The organism is Tsuneonella sp. CC-YZS046, from assembly GCF_035581365.1.
Lineage (GTDB): Bacteria > Pseudomonadota > Alphaproteobacteria > Sphingomonadales > Sphingomonadaceae > JAWKXU01.
The window spans coordinates 436,156-455,618 of record NZ_CP141590.1 but is presented as its reverse complement, the minus strand read 5'-3'; the positions used below and the strand labels follow the sequence as shown (position 1 = coordinate 455,618).

The window sequence follows — 19,463 nt, the reverse complement described above, 5'->3', positions numbered from 1 at the left end:
CTCGGCCTGTCGATGTTGTGAGCCTCAAACCCCACCAAGCCTAACACGCTGAATGCGATCATCGCGCCGCAGGCACCCATACCTCACCGCATCGGCGGCATGGTCCGGACCGCTTGAATCTACATCTTCCACGCGCTTCTGGTCCCGCGCCAGATACGGAACGGTTGACCAGAAATATTCGCAGACACGCGAGATATAGAGGCCCGGCACGTCGGGCTTACCGGCGTCTGCCAGCAATCTTCGCATCATCGTCCAGCCAGTCAGCCGATCGGCCTTGCGAGCAGGACGGAAATGAACGCCACACCGCCCGAACTCGTTCGCGATGCTTCCGGCGCCATGGCCGGTCTGTGCAAATATCGCGTCATCAGCGACACCCTGCGCCCTGACTCCCCAGCGCTTGCACATGGCGACGATTTCCTCAGCCAGAATGGGAACGGTCCAGCCCAGGCCTTCGCTCGGTCGATCGCGCTTACAGGTCGCCAGCTCGTCAATCAGCACCAGGCTGCCGCGAGGGTAGAACCTGCCGTCCGGTCCCTCGGCACCCGGCGAACGCGCGACGATATAGGTTACGCTCGGCGCGCTGCTCCCGAAGTCGTGTGCCAGATATGTCAGCCATAGCCTTCCAGGCCCGTAACCGTGGCCAAGCGCTTCCGGCACGGCTTGCCACGGGTCCACGGCGTTGCGACTTTCATCGAGCACGCTGGCGAAATAGGCACCACGGGCTATTGCCCAATCCCCATCCGTCCAAGCTCTTAAAAGCTCGGCATCGTCGGGGCAGCTTGAGCGTAGCTGATCGGCGTATTGCTCCCGATCAATGAACTGATTGCCCGCGAAGGTCGAAGGGGCATAGACCCATTGCCGCCCCGATTTCTCTTCCAGAAAAGCCGTCCAGGGGGCTGATTTGAACACATACCGCTTTGCCAGCCAGTAGTGCCCTACCCCTCCCGGATTGGCCGCGACAACCGCCCTGATAGGCACGTCCTTCGGCCCGCGCAGGTTGGACCGGAGAATGTCGAGCAAGGCCGGATCGGGATACTGGCCCGCCTCGTCCACCAGCAGCAATGTGAAGGTGCGGCCCTGATATTTGGCGTAGTCGGCATGGGATTCGAGCTGGCCTAATTCCAGATAGCCGCCGTTGGGGAAGCGCCAGACATGTTCCGCCGAATTATAGCGCGCCGCTCCGCCATAGACCGCACCGAACAAGTCGCGGGCAATCAGTTCAAAATCCGCCAGCCCCTTATAGGTGCGCCGAATATACAGGATGCGTGCAGCGGTGCCGTATTGCTCGACATGGCGAAGCGCCAGCAGTGCCAGGCCGTAGGACTTGCCACCGCCGCGCCCCCCGCCAAGGAACGCGTCAACCTCCTCGGGCAGCATCATCACCCGCTCCTGGAACGGGTTTAGCTCGAGGTTCATTGCAGCGACTGGTCGAACGCTTCGCCAGCTTCTACCGCGGAAGCCTCTGCGCGTTCTATGCGAGCAAGCTCACCGGGATCCATGAAGTCGCGCACGAGGCCGCTTGAAGTTGTCGCTACGATGCCAACCGAATCGAAGAGTTCATCGAGCCATGTCTGTTCCGCCAGTTCCTTCGGAGCATGCATGGAAATAATGGCCCGCTCATAATCCGCCCGTTCCGCATCGCTGATTCCGGACAGAATAGAGGGAGCCTTCACGATGGCGGCAAGCTCCGGCCCCCTGTTTTCCTTCACGAGCTGGCCGAGCAGTTCCACCTTCGATTTCCGGTTCATTGTGCGAAAAGTCGCGCGGATTTCCTCCGCAAAAGCATTCGGTTTCAGATCGATCTTCTCGTCGATCCGGCGCTGCACGTCGCTCATTCCCTCGCGCCATATTTCACCAGAGCGATTGATGACCGCCGTGACCTCATTGTCGAACTTCTTCGCCAGCTTGCCGACCTTCAGCGCATGGCCTTCCGCCGTGTCGAGAGGACTGCGGTTGGCACGCACATTGTCCAGTGCCGCCGCGCCCGCATGAACGCGATTGACCTCGGCCAGAAACCGGCGTGCTGCCGCGTTGTCGCCCTTCTCGCCGACTGATCGCGCCATGCGTTCAGCGATTGCTCCCAGCGCGCGGACCTTGTGGTGGGCAATTCTAGCCATTGTCATTCGCTCCCATTTCGTCACGAAAAGCCAGCAGGGCATCCGCAAGCTGACCCTGGCCATCGCGGCGCAGGTTCCGAACCTCCTGGCCGAGCCGTTCGTCCAAGGGCTGCAACGGCGTCGTGCTGCCAGCACAGGCATGGTTGAAGCTCTCGGCGCATGCTGCACCGATAGTCTTGAGCGATGCCCCGATGCGGCGCATCAGTGCGAGCTTATCCTCGGTCATTGAACGATTTCCTTTCCTTCGATTGTTGGAACAGCGGACGGCGCTGCCTTCGCGCCGATCGATGTGAACTGTTGCAGCGTCATCGCACCGGGCAGGGCGATGGTGACATTGACGCGTCCGCCGGTCTGGCTCTGGTCGCCCTCGCGGTATCCGTGGCGCGCTTTCAGCAGGAACATGGCCGCCGTGGCGTTGCCGTGCTCCATGGCCTGCCGGTAGAGCATGTTGTGCAGCGCATAGCGTTCGTTCTCCCGGCCCGCGTCGAACGCTTCCTGCAAATCCGGGTTCTGATCGAGCCAGCGGGCGAAGGTATCCTTGCTTGTGCCCAGCCGCTTCGCGATGCCCAGGATCGCCCAGCCATCGGCGGCAAGGTCGCGGATCAGGTCCGCCGCATTGGCTGGTGGCTGCTTGGGGGCAGGGCCGCGCCGGGTGCGGGGCTTGGGGATGGTCGGCAACGTCATGACCGCTGCATAGCAAATCGGGGTTTTGCGGAACTGAAACGGAACTGGTGGATCAAGCGGCTTCGTGACTGCCGTGATTATCCCGTGCTTATTGGATTGGCAGTGTTGCTTAAAAAGCACGACATTTCGTGTTCTGGTATGGGTTCCCTACTAATTGCCGATCAGATTTCCGAACGCATCTCGCTCCGCAAGCCACCTCTTGCCGTCGCGATGGAAGCCATAAATCCGCCTGCGATGCCCCCGCTCGATTGCCTTTCGCGCGCCGCGTTCCGTCATCCCGAACAGGTCGGCAAGCTGGCGAGCACTCAGCAATCGTGCCGGTCGCCGCGATGGCTGAAAGGTGGCATAGTCCACGGGATCGCCGTCCAGGAACCGCGCCACGCCTGCCTGGGCGCTCATGGCGTCAAGCCAGCCCTGCAAGTCCCCCTCGGTCTGGTAGGGTTGCTGTGAAGCTTTACGCGCCAGCATCGCGGTCTGGTGGAACAGGCTTCGCGCATCGGCGCTATCCGCCCGGCGTGCCCGCTCTTCGCAATCGTCCGCCAGCCGCCGCAGGCGGGTCCGAATCTCGCCGGTCATCGCATAGCCTTTTTTGGAGCGCGAAAGAGAGAGGCGGGCATAGCTCTACTCGCCCTCCCCATTGTCGCCCCAATCTAGGTCATCGTCTTCGGGCGCGGCGGACTGAGAGGCCGCGCCTGATTGATACGTAGTATCTATAGGGTGTGTTTTCCGGTCGCTCTCTGCGGGTTTCCGGTCGTTTGCGGAAGTAGTTTCCGGTCGGTTTCCGGTTACGTTTCCGGTTTCCCGGAGGCCGAAAATATCCTTGCCCTCGGCGGTGTCTCGCCAGAGGAATCCACGCTCGATTGCACCTATACGAAACAGCCGGTCCATAGCCTCGACCAGCCGCTCTTTCTTCATCCCCTTCGCCTCGACCATGGTGGCGAAAATCTTGGGAGCATAGTTGGCTCCCACCTTTTCGGAGACGTGCCGGCGCTCTTTCGTGCGTTGGGCGAGGCAGCGAAGGAAGGCAGCGTTCTCGCCATTGGCCTTGGTGACCTCGGCAAGCTCGGCGCGGGTATCTGCAGGCAAGTCTTCGTCACGCCAGAACGCCCAATCGAACCATCGGAAGCGGACAACCTCGCCCTTCTGCCCATAGTTGGCCTTAGGCAGCGTGAGGGTGCGGATGTCGCTATCCTCATCGTGCTCCAGGTATATCCGTGAGCGAACGGCATTGGGCCATGCGGTCGATCCGCTCCATTCGTCGCCATGCTTGTTCGGGTGCCCCAGCAGCACGATCGCCGCGCCGGTTTCCCCGGCCAGCCTGTTCAGCAGGTTGACGAACCGTGTCACGTCGCCACGGTCATTCTCATTGCCCGTGAACAGGTGCGCCACGTTATCGAGAAAGGCGAGCTTCGCGCCGGTTTTCCGAAGCATCGAGGCTATACGCTGGAATGTGACGGCCGGTGTCATCTTACCGTCGCGCGTGAACGTCGCCAGCTCGTTGCCCAGCTCGCCCCTGAGGCTTACCAGGTGTAGCTTGTTGGCCAGGCTCGCCATGCTGGACCCCATAGCGGCGCAAAGGTGCTCCTGCCGCCAGTGCAGTTGCTCGGCATCATCCTCGCAGGTGAGATAGAGCGTCGGCCCCGGCTGCACATTCAATCCCAGGCAGGGCAGTCCAGCCGCACCAGCCGTGGCGAGTTGTTGCCCTAACAGGCTCTTGCCAGCCGATCCCGGCCCGGTGAACAACGTTGTCTCGGCCAGCGGCGCAATGCGTTCGATCGCGAATGGCTTGGCCTTGGCGCGGGTCTTTGCCAGCGCGGCAAGATCGAGCGTCGGCAATGGCAGTGCGTCCGTTCCCAGTGCCGTCTCGGCAATCTGGAGAAGCTGAAAAGCGGAGCCGCCGTTGTTCAGCCAGTCCGAAACATCGCCCTTTTGCGGAAGCCCCGGTAACTTGAGTGCAACCGCATCGGCCGCAACGCCGTCCAGTTTCGCCACCACATCCGCAGCATGATCTCGGCCGGCCTGATCATTGTCTTCCAGGACCGCCACACGACGATCGGCAAACAGCGGCGCGAACTCTGCCCGAAACTTGCCCGCGCCCCCCGGACTAGTTGTTGCGACAAGCCCCAGCCTCGCTAGTCGGTCGGCATCCTTCTCGCCCTCACAAATGAAAACGATGGCAGCAGGATCGGCGACGATCAGCTCAGGCAGACGGTATGGAACCAGGCGCACGCCCTGCATAATGTCCTTGCGCGCTACAAAGCCGCCATTGCCGTCCGGCCCGTGTTGGAGGAAAGGCGGGATATTACCCTTGCCGCGTCGTTCCACCTTGAACAACACCGCGCCGGCTTCGTCGCGATAGTCGTAAAATATGGGTTTCCCGGGGGCCTGTTCGCGAGGCGCGATCAACCCCTCCCCTTCCAGCCACGCCAGCGCACCGGCTTTGTCGCAGCCGCGTTCACGCATAACCAGATCGAGTACGCCACCACCTTCGTTGGCCTCTTTGTCGTGCCAGACGCCATCAGCCAGATCGACCTTGAGGCTGCCATGATTCCCCCAGCGCAGCGTTTCGGCGTTGCTAAGGCGCTGGTTCGGCAGCCCGAAAAGGGCTATCGCCACATCGCGCATCATTGGCGCAAAGGTGTCGGCGTTCACGCGGCATCACCCTCCGGCGGCGTGTCATCATCGCAATTGCTAAACAGCGGCCAGCCTTCGGTGACAGATGCCGCTTCTGTCTTGGAAGCGGCAAACTGATTGATGCCAAGGCGACGAACATCCTCCACCACCACGCGGATCTTCCGGTTGGTGTCGCCGCGCCCATCGAACGCGCCGTCCGCCAGCCCCCGTTCCAACTTGAACACAACGTCCGCCAGCGTCGGGGCAGGCGTCAGGATCATGGCATCAAGGGCGTCGGCAAGGGCAGACGTGTAGGGTTCCCAACCTTCCTCCGCGCCGCTCAAATGCTGAAACGTCGCCCGCCCCTCAGCATACGCCTTATCGGCGGGGACAAGTATCTCGGCGCGGTATTGTTCCATCGTCGAACGGGCGAACTTTTCCGCCGCAACGGCGGCCTCCCATGCTGTCTGCATCGTCATGACTCCCCCTCAACCGCCCCTGTTTTCTCAAAAGATGCGTCCAGGGCGGCCTTTTTCAGCGCCGATGCGGTGTAAGGATGCTTTCCAGCCCTGAACGGCCACAGCGGGCAAATCACGCTCTCACAACGTGCCACTTCGGATGGCTGATAGCCGGTGCAATCCAGGCACTTCTCCCGGATCGCCTGCATCGGTGACTTGGGGTTGTGCCCGGCAAGGGCTGCAACGGCAGCGGTCGGCGGCCAGATCGCGGCCAGTGCGGGGCGGTCCATCATGCCATCTCCCGCGCACTAGTTGATCGGGCAAGCCGGGATTCCAGCCATGCATCGAGATCGGTACGACGATATCTGACGGCGCTGCCAAGCTTGAGAAAGGCCGGACCGCCACCGCTAACGCGTAAGGTGTTGAGATAGCTCTGGCTGAGACGGCAATAATCCGCCGCCTCCTTTACCACTAGCAATTCTGTATTGATTTGCGGGTCCATTGGTTTGCCTCCGTTTGCAGAGGCTCACCATTTGTCGCGCTGCTAGTTGCGTTGCACGGGGGTTTATTAATTCTCTAATCCAAAATACAAATACCCCTCGTCGTCTTCGCCTGCCCCAAATCTTTCACGCATCCGCCTACGGATTTCGAGCACTTGCGAGCGCGCCTCATCCAGCACAGTTTCATCGCGCCGCGTTATCGGAGCATCGAAAGCCAATGCCATGATGCGTCGGTAAAAGTCTGGCCACAGGCCGCCTGCGGTGACTTCCCTGTTGTCGATTGTCGCGTCTCTGCCGAACGCGCGCCTAAAAATGATGGAGAGCACTAGCGCCTGCTCGATACGTAGTTCCTTGGCCGCAGTGCTTCGATATTTCCTAGGCTCCGCGTCCATAGTCTCGCGCGAGCGGGCTACATCCCATAGATCACCTAGCGCCTCTCTTGCTGCCTGAATGCGCCGAGAATCATCCTCGTTGATACCGGATTCCAATTCGGGCTGCTTTTCCAAGATTATCTCAAAAACGGCCCCGATAGCCCCGGACAAATCTCTCCACGCATCCCGCGCCGTGGTTCGATTTGGCGGCCAAGCCCGTCCGGTAAACGCTTCGCAACCGTCCCATTCAAACGGGCTTAGTCCAGTCGGAACACTTTTGATCGCCTCGGCAATCCAATCAAAGCTTACCTGCGGTTGCAGCGAGAAGTCCGCCAGCGCGGCCGCGACGGACTCCGGCGTGACGTGCGCCAGCCAATAGTGGCGGGTCGCTCTCTGATAGTCATCCCACGCACTCATTTTGACGCTGCCATCTGCACAACCTTGCCGCGCTTGGCTGCGGCCTTCACCGATGCCGTACGGAGCTTCGATGCCGCCTCGGCAGCCTTGGCGATCTCTTCGCGCTGCGGGTGAGCGTATCGCATCGCCGCCGCGACCGACTTGTGCCCCACGATCTTCATGGCGACCGGCAGGGCGATGGCCGGGTTGTTATAGGTCTTCGTGGCAAACCAGTGCCGGATCAGGTGCAGGCTGGCATTTTCGCCAGCTTCGACGCTGGCCGCGCTCATCGCCTCTTCCATCGCCTCGCGCACGATCTCAAGGCGAAGCGCCTTCATGGGCGCTGTGATGGCAGGCAAAACCCATGGACTGCCGACAATGCGGGGCGCGGCTTTCAGCAAGGCCCGCCCTTCCCCCGTGATCGGCTTTTCAAGATAGCCGGTCTTCGTGTCACCCCAGCGGATTACTCCGGCTTCAAGGTCAACATCTTCCCAGCGCAGGGCGCATATCTCGCCAACGCGGCATCCCGTGGCGAAGAGCAACCTCACGCCAAGCGCCGCCTGGGGGCAAATGGTGTTGTCCGCTTCCAGCTTGTCGAGCGCGGCCAGAATGCGGGCAACCTCGGCATCGCTAAACAGCCGCTCGCGCCTGCGGGTGCCTGCCAGCCGGATCCGCGCCGGGTTAGGTCCAACGCCGCGCAAACCATGTTCCTGCGCCCAAGACAATGCAGACGATAACACCCGAACAGCTAAACTCGCCTGTGTAGCCGCCTGCTTGCGCTCATCCCGATAGAAACGCGCAACGTCCTCGGTCTTAAGTGCGTCAACCTCGATTGCGCCGAGCGCAGGCTTAATGATCTTGTCCGCCAGCCGCTCATATTCGGCCCACGTCTTTTCTTTCAGGTTCTGCTTGGCGTGATCGGCAATGAAGCTGTCCAGCACTTGGCTGAGTGTAAGCGCCTGTCTCGCCGCCTTGGCCTTGCGGTCCCCGACCGGGTCGCCGCCCTTGGCCACCTCCGCTGCCAGCCCCTTGGCCAGCTTGCGCGCCTCATCGGGGGCAAGGTTGCCGTGCTTGCCGAGCGTGACGCGGCGCACCTTGCCTGCGCGCCCTATGCCCGCCCGATACTGGAACACATAGGTCTTGCTGCCCGATGGCTGCGCCAACAGGCCAAAGCCCCGCACCTCGTCATCCCATAGAAAGGCGGGCTTTTCATCCGCCTGGAATGCCTTGACTGCCCGGATCGTGATCGTTGCCATGCGTGATTACCAGCCTCGATAATAAGCACTGAATAAGCACCGTTTCAGGAACGGTAAGCAACACCATACAACGGTAGGTACGATAATGGCAAGGGATTCAGCGGTTTTCTGCAACTTTATGCAATGGCAGGCAATGCGAGAGAACGACCAAACGCAAATTTGTAATCAGGGGGCCACGGGTTCGAATCCTGTAGCCGGCACCATATTTTCAAAGACTTGCCGTGTAATTCCAGGCCCGTGGGCCTTCCGGCAACCACATGGTAACTATCCGCCGTGGCCATTCAAGGTAATGGAAGAATCCGGCGGGCGAAGCGCGTTCCATCACTTGCCGCAAGTATCCGAAAGGATCGGCAATCCACAATATTGGCCATAATAATGGATAGTCGATTCCGCCTTCCAGGTCCAGCGCGCTCTGGGCGATGCTGCCGCTGGTCGCGCGGCGCGAGCTTGGGCTGGACGCGGCTGGCTATGGCGCCCTGCTGGGCTGCATGGGCGCGGGCGCGGTGATGTTCCTGGCGGGCCTTGCCTGGATCGGGATGCTGACCTCGCTCAATGTCGCGGCGCAAATAGCCTCGCCAGGCTGGGTCAAGGCGCCGGCCATCATCGCGGTCAAACGCAAAGGCGAATATCACCCGGAAATCGGAGGCATGACCCTGAATACAGCGCTCGAATATGCCGCCAACCCGGATCTGCCTGCGTCCACCAAGCCATGCATTCTTGTCAATTGGCGAGGCAGCGAAGTGCGGATCGAAGGTCGCCACTACCTGCCGAATGACAAGCTCGTTTTCGATCAACCCGTTAGCAACAGGAGGAAAGCATGGCGCACACATTCGAGATATACAAGGACAAGGCGGGCGAGTTCCGAGCCCGCTTCAAGTATAATTCCGAGGTGATGTTCTCGACCGAAGGCTACAAATCCAGGGCATCGGCGCAGAACGCCATCGACTCCATCAAGAAAAACGGCCCGGATGCGCCGGTCGAAGACAACAGCTGATCTTCGCGTCCGCCCATGAGCATGGGGTTTGCACCGGCGTGCGGACCCCATAATCCGCATCGGGGGCTGGCCTGATCCTGCTGCACGCCGCGAAGCGGCCGGTTATCTTCCGCCTGGAGATAGTCAGGCACCTTCCGGTCAGGCCCGGTTGAGCATTTTTCTTGTGGCCGCCCCTGCGCGCTCACCGATTTCCAGGGTTGCCATATCCGCGAGGTTGGCATTGACCACTTCCGGGCCGACGCTCCGCAACTGCCCCTTCTCCATGATGATGGAGAGCATCTCCGCGATCTCCAGTTCCCCCTCGCCGGGAAATTTCCGGAACATCACGTCTCCGGCCAAGGTGTCGGCATGGGCGGCGAGATCCGCATCCGCCAGTTGCACATGCTTCAGGAACGTTCCGGGGATGGCGCGAAGCAGTTCCATATCCCGCCGAAAATCGCGCGAGCCTTTTTGCAGGTGCCAGGTGTCCACCACGATCCCGGAATTTCCGCGATCGGCCGCCGATACGATGTCCCACACCGCCGGCAGATCGCGAAGGCCCCAGAATGGAATGAATTCAATATGAATTTCAATTCCGTATCCGGCGGATATGTCGCAAAATTTCGCAAAATCCTCGACAAGCCGGTCATGCGGAATGCTGCCTTCATCGAAGAAGGGAACGGCCACCGCGGCTTGCGCCCCCAGCGCCGCGCCAATCTCCAGCGCTTCCACCATGTCGATATCGAAAAGCCCCTCGATCCAGGCATTCAGATCGGGATCGCCCTTCGTCGCGCGCCAGTCCTTGACCCAGGTCGCAATGCCGTCGAGCTGGGTGTAGCGCACTCCGTGCCCGGCAGCCATTTCCACAAGGTCCGCAGCCGTCAGACCTTGCTGCATCATTGCCTTGGCGCGGTTCGGCGCGATCGCAAGGCTGGTGAAGTTTCCGGCCTTGGCAATCTCCAGATGCTCCTGAAGACTGAGCGCGGAATGCCCGACCGGCCAGAACACCAGATCCAGCTCGCTGGAAGGGGCAAGGCCCCGGCCAGTCTCAGAAGCCATCCGCATACCTCCCCGGCTCAAAGCGGCCTGATCGGGTCCTTGCCGTCCCAGTTCCGCGCGCTGTCCTCGACGTCGCGATAAAAGGTCAGGATAGCCTCGGTGCCTTCGGTAAGCTCGGTCATGAAGCCATAGGCCTCCCGCGTGTCGACATGGGCGAAGCGGGTGCCGTTGAAATTGCCCGACGTCGCGGGCTGGAAGCCTTGCGAGAGGCATCCGGCAAGCGCCTTGTCATAATCATGATTGATCATGCCGAAGTGATGGATGCCACCGATCCCCGGGGGCGGGCCATCCGGATAGCTGTCCTTGAAGGCAGAGGCAGCGTCGTTGTGTTGCTGGACGCATTCGACCTGCATCCCGTCGAACTGGCCCCAGCCCACGCTGAGTTCGAGCTGGGATGGCTGCCCGCGATATTCCGTATCGATCACCATATGCCGGGCAACCCGGAAGGGACCCGCCCCCCGCTCGATCCAGATCGCCAGGGCCTCATCCAGATCCCTCACATACCATGCGCCCTGAACAAGCGCATTCGCACCAGCAAACATCAATCTCTCCCTATCATGAAAGCACGCCGTTCCTGCCGGCGCGCCCTAATATCCGTATGGAGCCACACCCCCGACCAGTTCGACCCGGAACGGATATTCCGTCTTGGGCGGCAAGGGCTGCCCCTGAATTTCCACCGCAACCGATGCCTGAACTAGCGCCAGCAGCAATTGCGCCAGGCGAGCCGCATCCTCCGGCATGTCATGCAGCGGAAATTGATCGAGGTAATCCAGAATATCGCTCGCACGCACGATCAGCGCATCGTAGAATTCCGTGATCTCGGCCATGGTGCTGCGGCACCTGGCATCGACCCGCTCATTCACCGTGGGCTTCGCCCAATGCGCGACGAACCGCTCCAGATCCGCGAACTCGGCCGGCAACATATTTGCGTCGCTCATGCTGCAAGTGCCTCCTTCACGGTGCCGGCAGAGGCCCAGCGCATCACATTGTCGATCGAACGCCGGATGGCGACTTCATTGTCCTGCAATTGCATGAACTGCTTGGCTCCCGCGCTCACCCCGCGCTGGGTGCGTTCCATGTTGCACAGGTCTTCCGCGATGACCTCCAGCACGCGAGCGACATAAAGCTCCTGCTGCAGGCGCTGGCGCATCGTCATGGGCTTGGCCATGAAGAAGCGCGCTTCATGCCGTGTCTTGTCGACCGCCAACGGCCAGAACTGGTGCAGCCAGAAGCCCCCGGGGCCCCAGTTGATATGGGTGTGCGGGAAGATATGCACGGAATCCATCGACCATCCGCTCGTCTTCGTCGGGTTCACGACCGGATGCGCGAGGAATTGCTGCATGTCGTCCAGCTTGTTGGCGGAAATGACGCTGCCGGCACCTTCCAGCTTCTGCGCGACGCGATCGATCTTGTGCTTTTCCTGCAATTCGAAGTTCGGATTCCCATACATCGAAACATGGGCGTGCTGGCCCAGCAGCTTGGCATCGAGCAGCCGCGCGAACGGATTCTCGTTGGACGAGAAAGTCGCCCCGATCGTTTCGGGATGGATTGCCGGGATATGGTAGCTTTCCAGGAAAGCGTCGGACACGATCTTCCAGTTCGCGCCCACATCCGCCCGCACGACAAAGGCATTGTCGGGGAAAGTATAGGGCACGCCCGCCAGATAATCCGCAAGGGGACCCAGAAACTCCTCCAGCGTCACTTCGGGAGCCTTCTGGAGATTGATGAAGATGTAGCCTTCCCAGATGGACACCGCGATCGGCTCCAGCCCGCACTTGCTCTTGTCGACCCCGAAGAACGCTCTCTCGTCCGGCACGCCCATCAGGGAACCGTCGTTGCGATAGGTCCAGTTGTGATAGGGGCAGACAAAGCGCGATGCCTTGCCTTCCCGCGCCATCACCACTTCCGTCCCGCGGTGCGAGCAGGTATTGTGGAAGGCCCGGATCTCACCGCCCTTGGTGCGCGTGAGGAGCACGGAAACGCCGGCGATGGTCACATCGCGGCGCATGAAATCGCCAGGCTCCGGAATATCTTCCACCCGCCCGATCACCAGCCAGGCGCGCTTGAAGATCTGCTCCTTCTCCGCCTGATAGAACTCCTCCGAATAATAGGGTTCCAACGGCACCGGACCAGTCGACAGACCGGACTGCTGGGTGAACCGATGGTCGATGTCGAAAGTGCTGCTCTCAAGGGGACTGTTCATGAAACTCTCTCTCCGGACCCGTTTCTATCGTTCGCAAAACGCGAACATGATCGTGGCGGAGGCGGTGCGCTTATTCTCGGGAGTAAACGCACTGTAGGTTGCATCCGTTGGACCGCCGCCGCCAGTCGTGATGACGATACACTGTTTACCGCCCACAGCATAGCTTACTGGAAAGGCATTCGGAACATCGGGAAGGCGAGCCGACCAGAGTTCCTTGCCGGATGAGCTGTCCAGCGCCCGGAAATAACGGTCGAGAGCCCCTTCAAACAGCAGCCCTCCTTGTGTGGCCACGACCGCGCTGGAAAGCCCGGCGCGCCGGCGAACGTTCCAGCCGTTCGCCTTGCCGCGCACATCCATGGCATCCACCCGGCCGAACTTGCCGTCGCTGTCCGGCCTCGGCAGCATCTGATAGGCAATGTCCCAATCGGCTTCCTGCGGGCGCCACATATAGTTCATGCAGGATTCCGTGCCGGGAATGTACAGGGTTCCGGAACGCTCGTCATAGGACGTCGCCGGAAAATTCCTTATGCCGGAGGGGAACGGGCAGATCGGCACGGCTTCGTTTGCGATCGGCTCCGCGCCTGCGCGAATGGTCTTGCGCCCGGTCTTGGGATCGATGTCCGTCACCAGATCCTGCAAGCCCAGATCGCGCGAGAAGAGATAGTCGCCGGTCCTGGCGTCCAGCACGTCGAGAACGCCGATCTTGCCCATGGTCATGACCACCCGGCGCGGCTTCCCATCGACGGGGATCGTGGCCAGCGTGCGCTCGAACGACCAGTCCAGATCCCACAGTTCCCGGGCCATGTGCTGGTAATGCCAGACCAGCTTCCCGCTATCCGGCTCCAGCGCCAATGTGGTGTTGGTATACAGCGCTTCATCGCGCTGGCCCGCGGCCGATTTTTCCATCAGTGGCTTGATGCGATAGGTCTGGCCGGTACCCAAATAGACCAGGCCGGTGGATTGGTCGTAACTGCCTGTGGTCCACACCGATCCGCCGACCCGCTCATCCAGGGGCGCACTATTCCAGCTATCGTCGGGCGACCCGGGCGGGGCGATCGTGTTGAAGCGCCAGAGTTCCTTGCCCGTCCGGCTATCCAGCGCAACGATGAAGCAGCCGCCCGGGACATAGCTTCCCGCGCAGCCGGATATGCCCTGGATGACCTTGCCATGGACCACCACCGGCCCGGCTGTCATGCGCAGCATCTCGCCCGGGCCTTCGACGTGATGATCCCACAACAGCTCTCCGGTCCGGAAATCGAGAGCCAGCATGTGATTGTCGACGGTGGGAACGAACAGGCTGTGCCCATACAGCGCCATGCTGCGGGGATTTGTCACCGGGGGGCCGAGCGGCTTGACTTTGGCGGGGCGGCTGTATTGCCACAGCACGGTGCCCGTGTCGGCCTCGATCGCCATCACCGTGCCGGCGCTGTTGGCGAAGATCACGCCTTCATGGACCAGCGGCGCGATCTGGTTGGTGCCCTGGGGCAGGGCCAGGCTCCAGCGCATTCCAAGGCTTATGACATTCTTGCGGTTGATGCCGGCGAGCGGCGAGAAACCCTGCGCGTCATAGGTGCGGCGCCATTGCAGCCAATCGGACGGCGCAGGCGCGAGCAATTCCGCATCGGTGACCTCTGACAGACTCGCCAGAAGTTTCCGGCGACGTTCCATCTCCGCCTTGAAGCCATCGTCGTCGAAATCGGCTTCGCCGAATTGTCCGCCCGCGACATTTCCTTCGGAAACGGCAGCTTCCGCTTCGGCAGGGGCCTGCGGGGGCGGAGCGGCATCGTCCGCCGCCAGGCTGCCCAGCTTGTTGACGTCCGCTATATATCTGGTGACCTGGTCATATTGGGCGCCGTTCAGCACCCCGGCTTGCCCCGGCGGCATGCTCTTGGCGATATAAGCCCGCAGGCTCGCCACCTTTCCCGCCCATTTCTTGCGGAACGCATCGCCGGAAAGCGCCGGCCCAAAGGCGCCCTGCAATGTGCGGCCATGGCATCCCGCGCATTGCTCCGTATAAGGCGCGGGCGCCACCGATGCCTGCGCGCCAGCCGAAAGGATCGCCGGAAGCGCCAAGGCAACCAACAGCGACAGCAGGCACAGCCCTGATTTCTTGCGCATCACCTGACCCCGACGATCAATCGATCGGCTTCCAATCCGGCGCCGGCAGATCGGGCCAGACCTTCGCCCGGGTGGCGAGCCAATGGCAGAGCGCCGAATTCACCTTTGTCGGCTCTTCCTGCATGATCCAGTGCCCAGCCGGCACTCTGAACGCCGTGAGATCGGAACAGAGCCTGCGCATCTCCTCGCCGAAGACGGTATTGCGCACGGTGTCGCACCAGTAATCGTAATCGGCGGACACGAACAGGACCGGCATGTCCAGCCGCCCGCCATTGACCGAGCGAGAAGCGTATTCCGCATTGGCTTCATGGTTCATGTAATAGGAGTCCGCACCGAAGAAGCCGGAGCGTCGATAGGCCGCGACATAGACGGACAGGGCGTTCTGATCGACGATGGCGTCATCGCGCGCCGCTTCCGGCGGAGAGGCATCGTTGCCGAACCAGCCGCCGCGCTTGCGCACCCCCGCGGTAATGGTGGGCTGGTCGAATCCCTTGGGATCGCCCTTCCCGAACATGAAGCGGAAGAAAGCCTCGGTATCCCGCTCGAACACCTTGCGCGCCCTGTCGAAACTTTCCTGATAGAACAGCATGTAATCCCACGGCCCCGCCGGGTGCTCCTGGGGATCGTATACCGACCGATCCACCGTGGTAATCAGGTGATCCACGCCAAGCTCGACAGTCCGGTAAGGAACGCACAGGCTGGCGACCGCGCTGCATTTTTCCGGATAGTGGGCCGCGAAACTCCACACGACCAGGCTCCCCCAGTCATGGCCGATCCACACGGCCTGGCCTGCGCCCAGCGCGTCGACAAACTCGGCCATGTCGCGATTCAGCTTTTCCAGCGCGTAATCCTCGTGCTTTTGATGCACGGCTGACCCGCCGAAGCCGGGCATATCCGGCGCGATGGCGCGGAAGCCCAATTGCCCGAAAACCGGCAATTGATGGCGATAGCTGATCGCGAGTTCCGGCCAGCCATGGATGAAGATCAGCAGAGGCCCGTCGACCGGCCCCGCCTCAAGATAGCGGATGCCCCCGCGGGAGAGCTTCACGTAATTGTCGGTTACGACTTCGTCATCCTTCGGAAGCCGGTCTGCATTGGGCATTACACTCTCCACGGCAGGGAAATCTTTGCGAGAACCGGGCCGAAGCCCGGATACCGTTTGTTTCTTTCGAGCGATTATGGGAAAGCCAATCGGGCCGCCGCAACTACAAAATGTGATGGAAATTTTGGTTTGCATGAGGCGGGGCCGAATTGGCAAATAGGGCGATGACGCCCGAGTCATGATCCTGAGCTGCCTTGAAGACCCATGACACGCACGCAAAGCATCTCGGAAATAGTAGCGGAAGTCGAGAAGGCGACGCGGTTGCGCGTCTATACTCGGCAATATTCCATTATTTCATATATTTACGAAAATGGAGTTTCATCCCCTCATTCTATCCTGACGGCCTGCGCGATTCCCAGCTCAACTCTTTTTCTGGCGCTGAACGAACTCAAGAGATCCGGGCTGCTGCAGACCAGGCCCTCCCCTGCCGACACGGGCCATCAATGCTACGATTTGCACCCCGATACGCGGAACCTGCTGGAATGCGCGCACCTCTCCATCCATGCATGGATGAAATCGCGATCCCCCCAGAGGGGAGAGAATTGGTTTGGCTCGATGCACGACCGGATAAAAATGATAGAGGATGAGCTTGGAATAAAATATTATTCGATAGAATATAGAATAGCCGTCAATCTCTACGAATCCTTTGAAGCGCGGGCGGTGGATCTCCTGGAAACAGGGGAGTATTCCAGCACAGCGCTGTTCTACACTCTGAAACGAATGTCGGACATGAGCATCGTGGAAGCTCGCCCCGATCCGCTGGATCTGCGCTCGAAAATATATTCCCTGTCCGACCGGGTGCGCTCGGTGATGGACGAAGCGCATCGAAAAATCTTCGAACGAGGCCTGCTCGTCAACTAGAGTCAGGCCCCAGGCGGAAGACTCCGGCCGGCATCGCGCGGGAACCCTGTCGCGTCGTTATCCTGCAGTCCAGCCGGGGTAGACGACCCCCATCTTCATATTGCCATCCCATCGCTCCGCATTCCGCCGCGTCGGGAATATGCGCCGGGTTTCCCCCGTGACGCGGCAAGCCAGGAACTTGTCGCGCCGCGTTCCGCCCTGTAAACTTCAGGGAGATAACATATCGCCAAAATCATACGATCAACATCATGCCGGCTGATTAATTCATGACAAAAGAGCAATATCCTTTGTTTCTGGCAAACAAGGAAGTTTATTTAAACTCCGACCTTGAAGTAAAGGACAAATATACAGGCGATGTGGTGACTCGCGTCGCCCTGGCGGATGCCGGCACCATCGCGGATGGCATCGCAGCCGCGCACGATGCCGCCGAGCCGATGGCCCGCATGGCGAGCTACGAGCGGCAGGAAGTGCTGCAGCATTGCGTCGCGCGTTTCAGGCAACGGGAAGAGGAACTGGCCCAGGTGCTGTGCATCGAGGCCGGAAAGCCGATCAAGGACAGCCGCGGGGAGGTGAGCCGGCTTATCGACACCTTCAAGATCGCGGCGGAGGAGGCCGTCAGAATAACCGGCGAAGTCCAGCCTCTCGACATCAGCCCTCGCGCACGAGGGTATCAGGGAATCTGGAAGAGAGTGCCGATCGGCCCGTGCTCTTTCATTTCACCCTTCAATTTTCCGCTCAACCTGGCCGCCCACAAGATAGCCCCTGCCATCGCGGTCGGCTGCCCCTTCGTATTGAAGCCGGCCAGCAGAACCCCGCTCGGCGCCTTGATAATCGGCGAAATCCTGGCGGAGACGGATCTGCCGGAAGGCGCCTTCTCGATCCTGCCCGCGAGCCGGGACGGCGCGGAATTGCTCACCACCGACGAACGTTTGAAACTGCTTTCGTTCACCGGCTCCCCTGAGGTGGGCTGGGATCTCAAGGCGAAGGCCGGCAAGAAGAAAGTGGTGCTGGAACTGGGCGGCAATGCCGCCGTAATCGTCGATCAGGATGCGGACATCGAGGATGCGGTGAGCCGCGTGTTGTTCGGCGCGTTCTATCAGTCGGGCCAGAGCTGCATCGGCGTGCAGCGCATCCTGGTCCATGAGAATATCTACGAGCAATTCCGCCAACGCCTCGTCGAGGGGACCAAAGCGCTCGTCACCGGCGATCCCCGAAAGGAGGGCACTTTCGTCGGCCCGATGATCGACGAAGAGGAAGCGAGGAGACTCGAAGCCTGGATAGCGGAAGCCACCGTGAAGGGCGCTCGCCTCCTGTGCGGGGGAAATCGGGACGGCGCCATGCTGGAGCCGACATTGCTGGAAGGCGTGAGGCGCGACACGAAGCTGAACCTCGAGGAGGCGTTCGGGCCGGTTGCATTCCTGGTGCCGTTCGGTTCCTTTGAGGAAGCGCTGGCGATCGTCAATGACAGCAAGTTCGGCCTGCAGGCCGGCATCTTCACCCGCGACATCTTCAAGGCGCTCGACGCTTGGGATCGCCTCGAAGTCGGCGGAATCGTGATAAACGACGTTCCATCCTACAGGGTGGACAACATGCCATATGGCGGGGTCAAGGATTCCGGCCTTGGCCGCGAAGGGGTTCGATTTGCGATGGAGGATATGTCGGAAATCCGCAATCTCGTCATCCGCAGGCGCTTCGACCAATAAGGCCGCGCAGCATTCCCCGGCCTCGTCTATCCGCCCCGATGCACAATCCATGGAAATTCCCGACATGACCGTTCCCAGCCAGCCGATCCGCGTCGCTGCGCTCTACAAATTCTTTCCTCTCCACGATTGCGGCGCGGCACGCGCGGCGCTGGCGAAACTGTGCTGCGCAAAGGGCGTCAAGGGCACGCTGCTGGTCGCCCCGGAAGGCATCAACGGCACCATTTCAGGCACGGACGGCGCAATCGGCACAGTGCTGGAACATATCCGCCAGTGGCCGGGCTGCGAGGATCTGGAAGTGAAGTTCTCGCGCGCGGAAACCCAGCCGTTCCATCGCATGAAGGTGCGGATCAAGCGCGAGATCGTGACCATGGGCCAGCCGGGAATCGACCCGCTGCTGAGCGTGGGGCATTATGTCGCACCGGAGGAGTGGAACAGCCTGATCTCGCAGCCCGGCACCATCCTGATCGACACGCGCAACGACTATGAGGTCGCGGTGGGCACGTTCCGGGGCGCCATAGACCCCAAGACCAGAACCTTCCGCGACTTTCCCGCATGGTTCCGGGCAGAGCGCGACAGGCTGCTGGGCGCTGGCATCCCACCCAAGGTCGCGATGTTCTGCACCGGCGGCATTCGCTGCGAGAAATCCACCGCCTTCCTCAAGGCCGAGGGGATAGACGATGTCTATCATCTCCAGGGCGGAATCCTGAAATATCTCGAGACGGTCGCCCCGGAAGACAGCCTGTGGCAAGGGGAATGCTTCGTGTTCGACCAGCGCGTGACGGTGGGCCACGGACTTGCGCCCGGCACCCATGCATTGTGCCATGCCTGCCGGCGGCCGGTCAGCGAAGAGGATCGCGCTTCGCATCTCTATGAAGAAGGCGTCAGTTGCCCGGCCTGCCATGAGGAACGCACGGCGGAGCAACGCGCGCGCTATCGCGAGCGCTTCCGGCAGGAGCGCCTGGCCATCGAGCGAGGCGCGGCGCATGTCGGCGCCACCCCGGATCAGGCCCGATAGGCGATGCTCCACGGCTTGCACCGAAGGCATTCCC

22 protein-coding genes are annotated in these 19,463 nt (G+C 61.1%); 5 read left to right on the top strand and 17 right to left on the bottom strand.

From position 1 onward, the window contains the following. Positions 1-24 precede the first annotated feature (24 nt). From U8326_RS02245 to U8326_RS02195, 11 genes are all read right to left on the bottom strand, one after another. A complete protein-coding gene (locus U8326_RS02245) occupies positions 25-1,416 on the bottom strand; it encodes a phage terminase large subunit (RefSeq protein ID WP_324742083.1) in 1,392 nt (463 codons plus the stop codon). Next, positions 1,413-2,117 carry a hypothetical protein gene (locus U8326_RS02240; RefSeq protein WP_324742082.1) on the bottom strand — a complete coding sequence of 235 codons (705 nt, stop codon included), beginning with the start codon at positions 2,115-2,117 and terminating at the stop codon, positions 1,413-1,415. The genes U8326_RS02245 and U8326_RS02240 overlap by 4 nt, the downstream gene beginning before the upstream one ends. Continuing rightward, positions 2,110-2,343: a hypothetical protein gene (locus U8326_RS02235; protein WP_324742081.1), complete on the bottom strand. Its 234-nt coding sequence runs from the start codon at positions 2,341-2,343 to the stop codon at positions 2,110-2,112. Before U8326_RS02235 ends, U8326_RS02240 begins: the two co-directional genes overlap by 8 nt. After that, positions 2,340-2,801, bottom strand: a complete 462-nt coding sequence (locus tag U8326_RS02230) for a hypothetical protein (RefSeq protein WP_324742079.1) — start codon at positions 2,799-2,801, stop codon at positions 2,340-2,342. Before U8326_RS02230 ends, U8326_RS02235 begins: the two co-directional genes overlap by 4 nt. Before the next feature lie 150 nt (positions 2,802-2,951). Continuing rightward, positions 2,952-3,377: a hypothetical protein gene (locus U8326_RS02225; RefSeq protein ID WP_324742078.1), complete on the bottom strand. Its 426-nt coding sequence runs from the start codon at positions 3,375-3,377 to the stop codon at positions 2,952-2,954. Positions 3,378-3,422: 45 nt separating this feature from the next. Beyond that, complete coding sequence (locus U8326_RS02220; RefSeq protein ID WP_324742076.1) at positions 3,423-5,453, bottom strand: AAA family ATPase; 2,031 nt, start codon at positions 5,451-5,453, stop codon at positions 3,423-3,425. Next, positions 5,450-5,893 carry a hypothetical protein gene (locus tag U8326_RS02215; protein ID WP_324742075.1) on the bottom strand — a complete coding sequence of 148 codons (444 nt, stop codon included), beginning with the start codon at positions 5,891-5,893 and terminating at the stop codon, positions 5,450-5,452. Before U8326_RS02215 ends, U8326_RS02220 begins: the two co-directional genes overlap by 4 nt. After that, positions 5,890-6,165, bottom strand: a complete 276-nt coding sequence (locus U8326_RS02210) for a hypothetical protein (protein ID WP_324742074.1) — start codon at positions 6,163-6,165, stop codon at positions 5,890-5,892. Before U8326_RS02210 ends, U8326_RS02215 begins: the two co-directional genes overlap by 4 nt. Next, positions 6,162-6,374, bottom strand: a complete 213-nt coding sequence (locus tag U8326_RS02205; protein ID WP_324742072.1) for a helix-turn-helix domain-containing protein — start codon at positions 6,372-6,374, stop codon at positions 6,162-6,164. Before U8326_RS02205 ends, U8326_RS02210 begins: the two co-directional genes overlap by 4 nt. Before the next feature lie 66 nt (positions 6,375-6,440). After that, on the bottom strand, positions 6,441-7,160 hold the full coding sequence (locus tag U8326_RS02200) for a hypothetical protein (RefSeq protein ID WP_324742071.1): 720 nt from the start codon (positions 7,158-7,160) through the stop codon (positions 6,441-6,443). Next, the gene (locus U8326_RS02195) at positions 7,157-8,395 is read right to left on the bottom strand and encodes a tyrosine-type recombinase/integrase (protein WP_324742070.1); all 1,239 of its coding nucleotides are present in this window, start codon (positions 8,393-8,395) and stop codon (positions 7,157-7,159) included. The genes U8326_RS02200 and U8326_RS02195 overlap by 4 nt, the downstream gene beginning before the upstream one ends. A 419-nt stretch (positions 8,396-8,814) precedes the next feature. Between U8326_RS02195 and U8326_RS02190 the strand changes: the two genes are divergently transcribed. Both U8326_RS02190 and U8326_RS02185 read left to right on the top strand, forming a co-directional pair. Further along, entirely contained in the window at positions 8,815-9,288 is a 474-nt protein-coding gene (locus U8326_RS02190) for a hypothetical protein (protein WP_324742069.1), read from the top strand. After that, a complete protein-coding gene (locus U8326_RS02185) occupies positions 9,213-9,389 on the top strand; it encodes a YegP family protein (RefSeq protein WP_324742068.1) in 177 nt (58 codons plus the stop codon). The genes U8326_RS02190 and U8326_RS02185 overlap by 76 nt, the downstream gene beginning before the upstream one ends. 138 nt (positions 9,390-9,527) lie before the next feature. On the opposite strand, the gene U8326_RS02180 is transcribed toward U8326_RS02185, so the two are convergent. Genes U8326_RS02180 through U8326_RS02155 form a run of 6 tightly spaced genes read right to left on the bottom strand, consistent with a single transcriptional unit; the run spans position 9,528 to position 15,850 of the window. Continuing rightward, positions 9,528-10,427, bottom strand: a complete 900-nt coding sequence (locus U8326_RS02180; protein WP_324742067.1) for a sugar phosphate isomerase/epimerase family protein — start codon at positions 10,425-10,427, stop codon at positions 9,528-9,530. 17 nt (positions 10,428-10,444) lie between these two features. Then, entirely contained in the window at positions 10,445-10,969 is a 525-nt protein-coding gene (locus tag U8326_RS02175) for a VOC family protein (RefSeq protein ID WP_324742066.1), read from the bottom strand. Between the two features lie 45 nt (positions 10,970-11,014). Next, positions 11,015-11,365: a hypothetical protein gene (locus U8326_RS02170; protein WP_324742064.1), complete on the bottom strand. Its 351-nt coding sequence runs from the start codon at positions 11,363-11,365 to the stop codon at positions 11,015-11,017. Continuing rightward, entirely contained in the window at positions 11,362-12,630 is a 1,269-nt protein-coding gene (locus tag U8326_RS02165) for an aromatic ring-hydroxylating oxygenase subunit alpha (RefSeq protein ID WP_324742063.1), read from the bottom strand. The genes U8326_RS02170 and U8326_RS02165 overlap by 4 nt, the downstream gene beginning before the upstream one ends. A gap of 24 nt (positions 12,631-12,654) precedes the next feature. Beyond that, entirely contained in the window at positions 12,655-14,748 is a 2,094-nt protein-coding gene (locus U8326_RS02160; RefSeq protein ID WP_324742061.1) for a PQQ-binding-like beta-propeller repeat protein, read from the bottom strand. 16 nt (positions 14,749-14,764) lie between these two features. Beyond that, on the bottom strand, positions 14,765-15,850 hold the full coding sequence (locus U8326_RS02155) for an alpha/beta hydrolase (protein ID WP_324742060.1): 1,086 nt from the start codon (positions 15,848-15,850) through the stop codon (positions 14,765-14,767). 204 nt (positions 15,851-16,054) lie between these two features. Here U8326_RS02155 and U8326_RS02150 point away from each other — a divergent pair, with 204 nt between their 5' ends. The 3 genes from U8326_RS02150 (at position 16,055) to U8326_RS02140 (ending at position 19,429) form a co-directional block, all read left to right on the top strand. Further along, positions 16,055-16,711, top strand: coding sequence for a hypothetical protein (locus U8326_RS02150; protein WP_324742059.1), 657 nt, complete (start codon positions 16,055-16,057; stop codon positions 16,709-16,711). Between the two features lie 266 nt (positions 16,712-16,977). Further along, entirely contained in the window at positions 16,978-18,414 is a 1,437-nt protein-coding gene (locus tag U8326_RS02145) for an aldehyde dehydrogenase family protein (protein WP_324742058.1), read from the top strand. Between the two features lie 49 nt (positions 18,415-18,463). Further along, entirely contained in the window at positions 18,464-19,429 is a 966-nt protein-coding gene (locus U8326_RS02140; protein ID WP_324742056.1) for a rhodanese-related sulfurtransferase, read from the top strand. Positions 19,430-19,463: the final 34 nt, after the last annotated feature.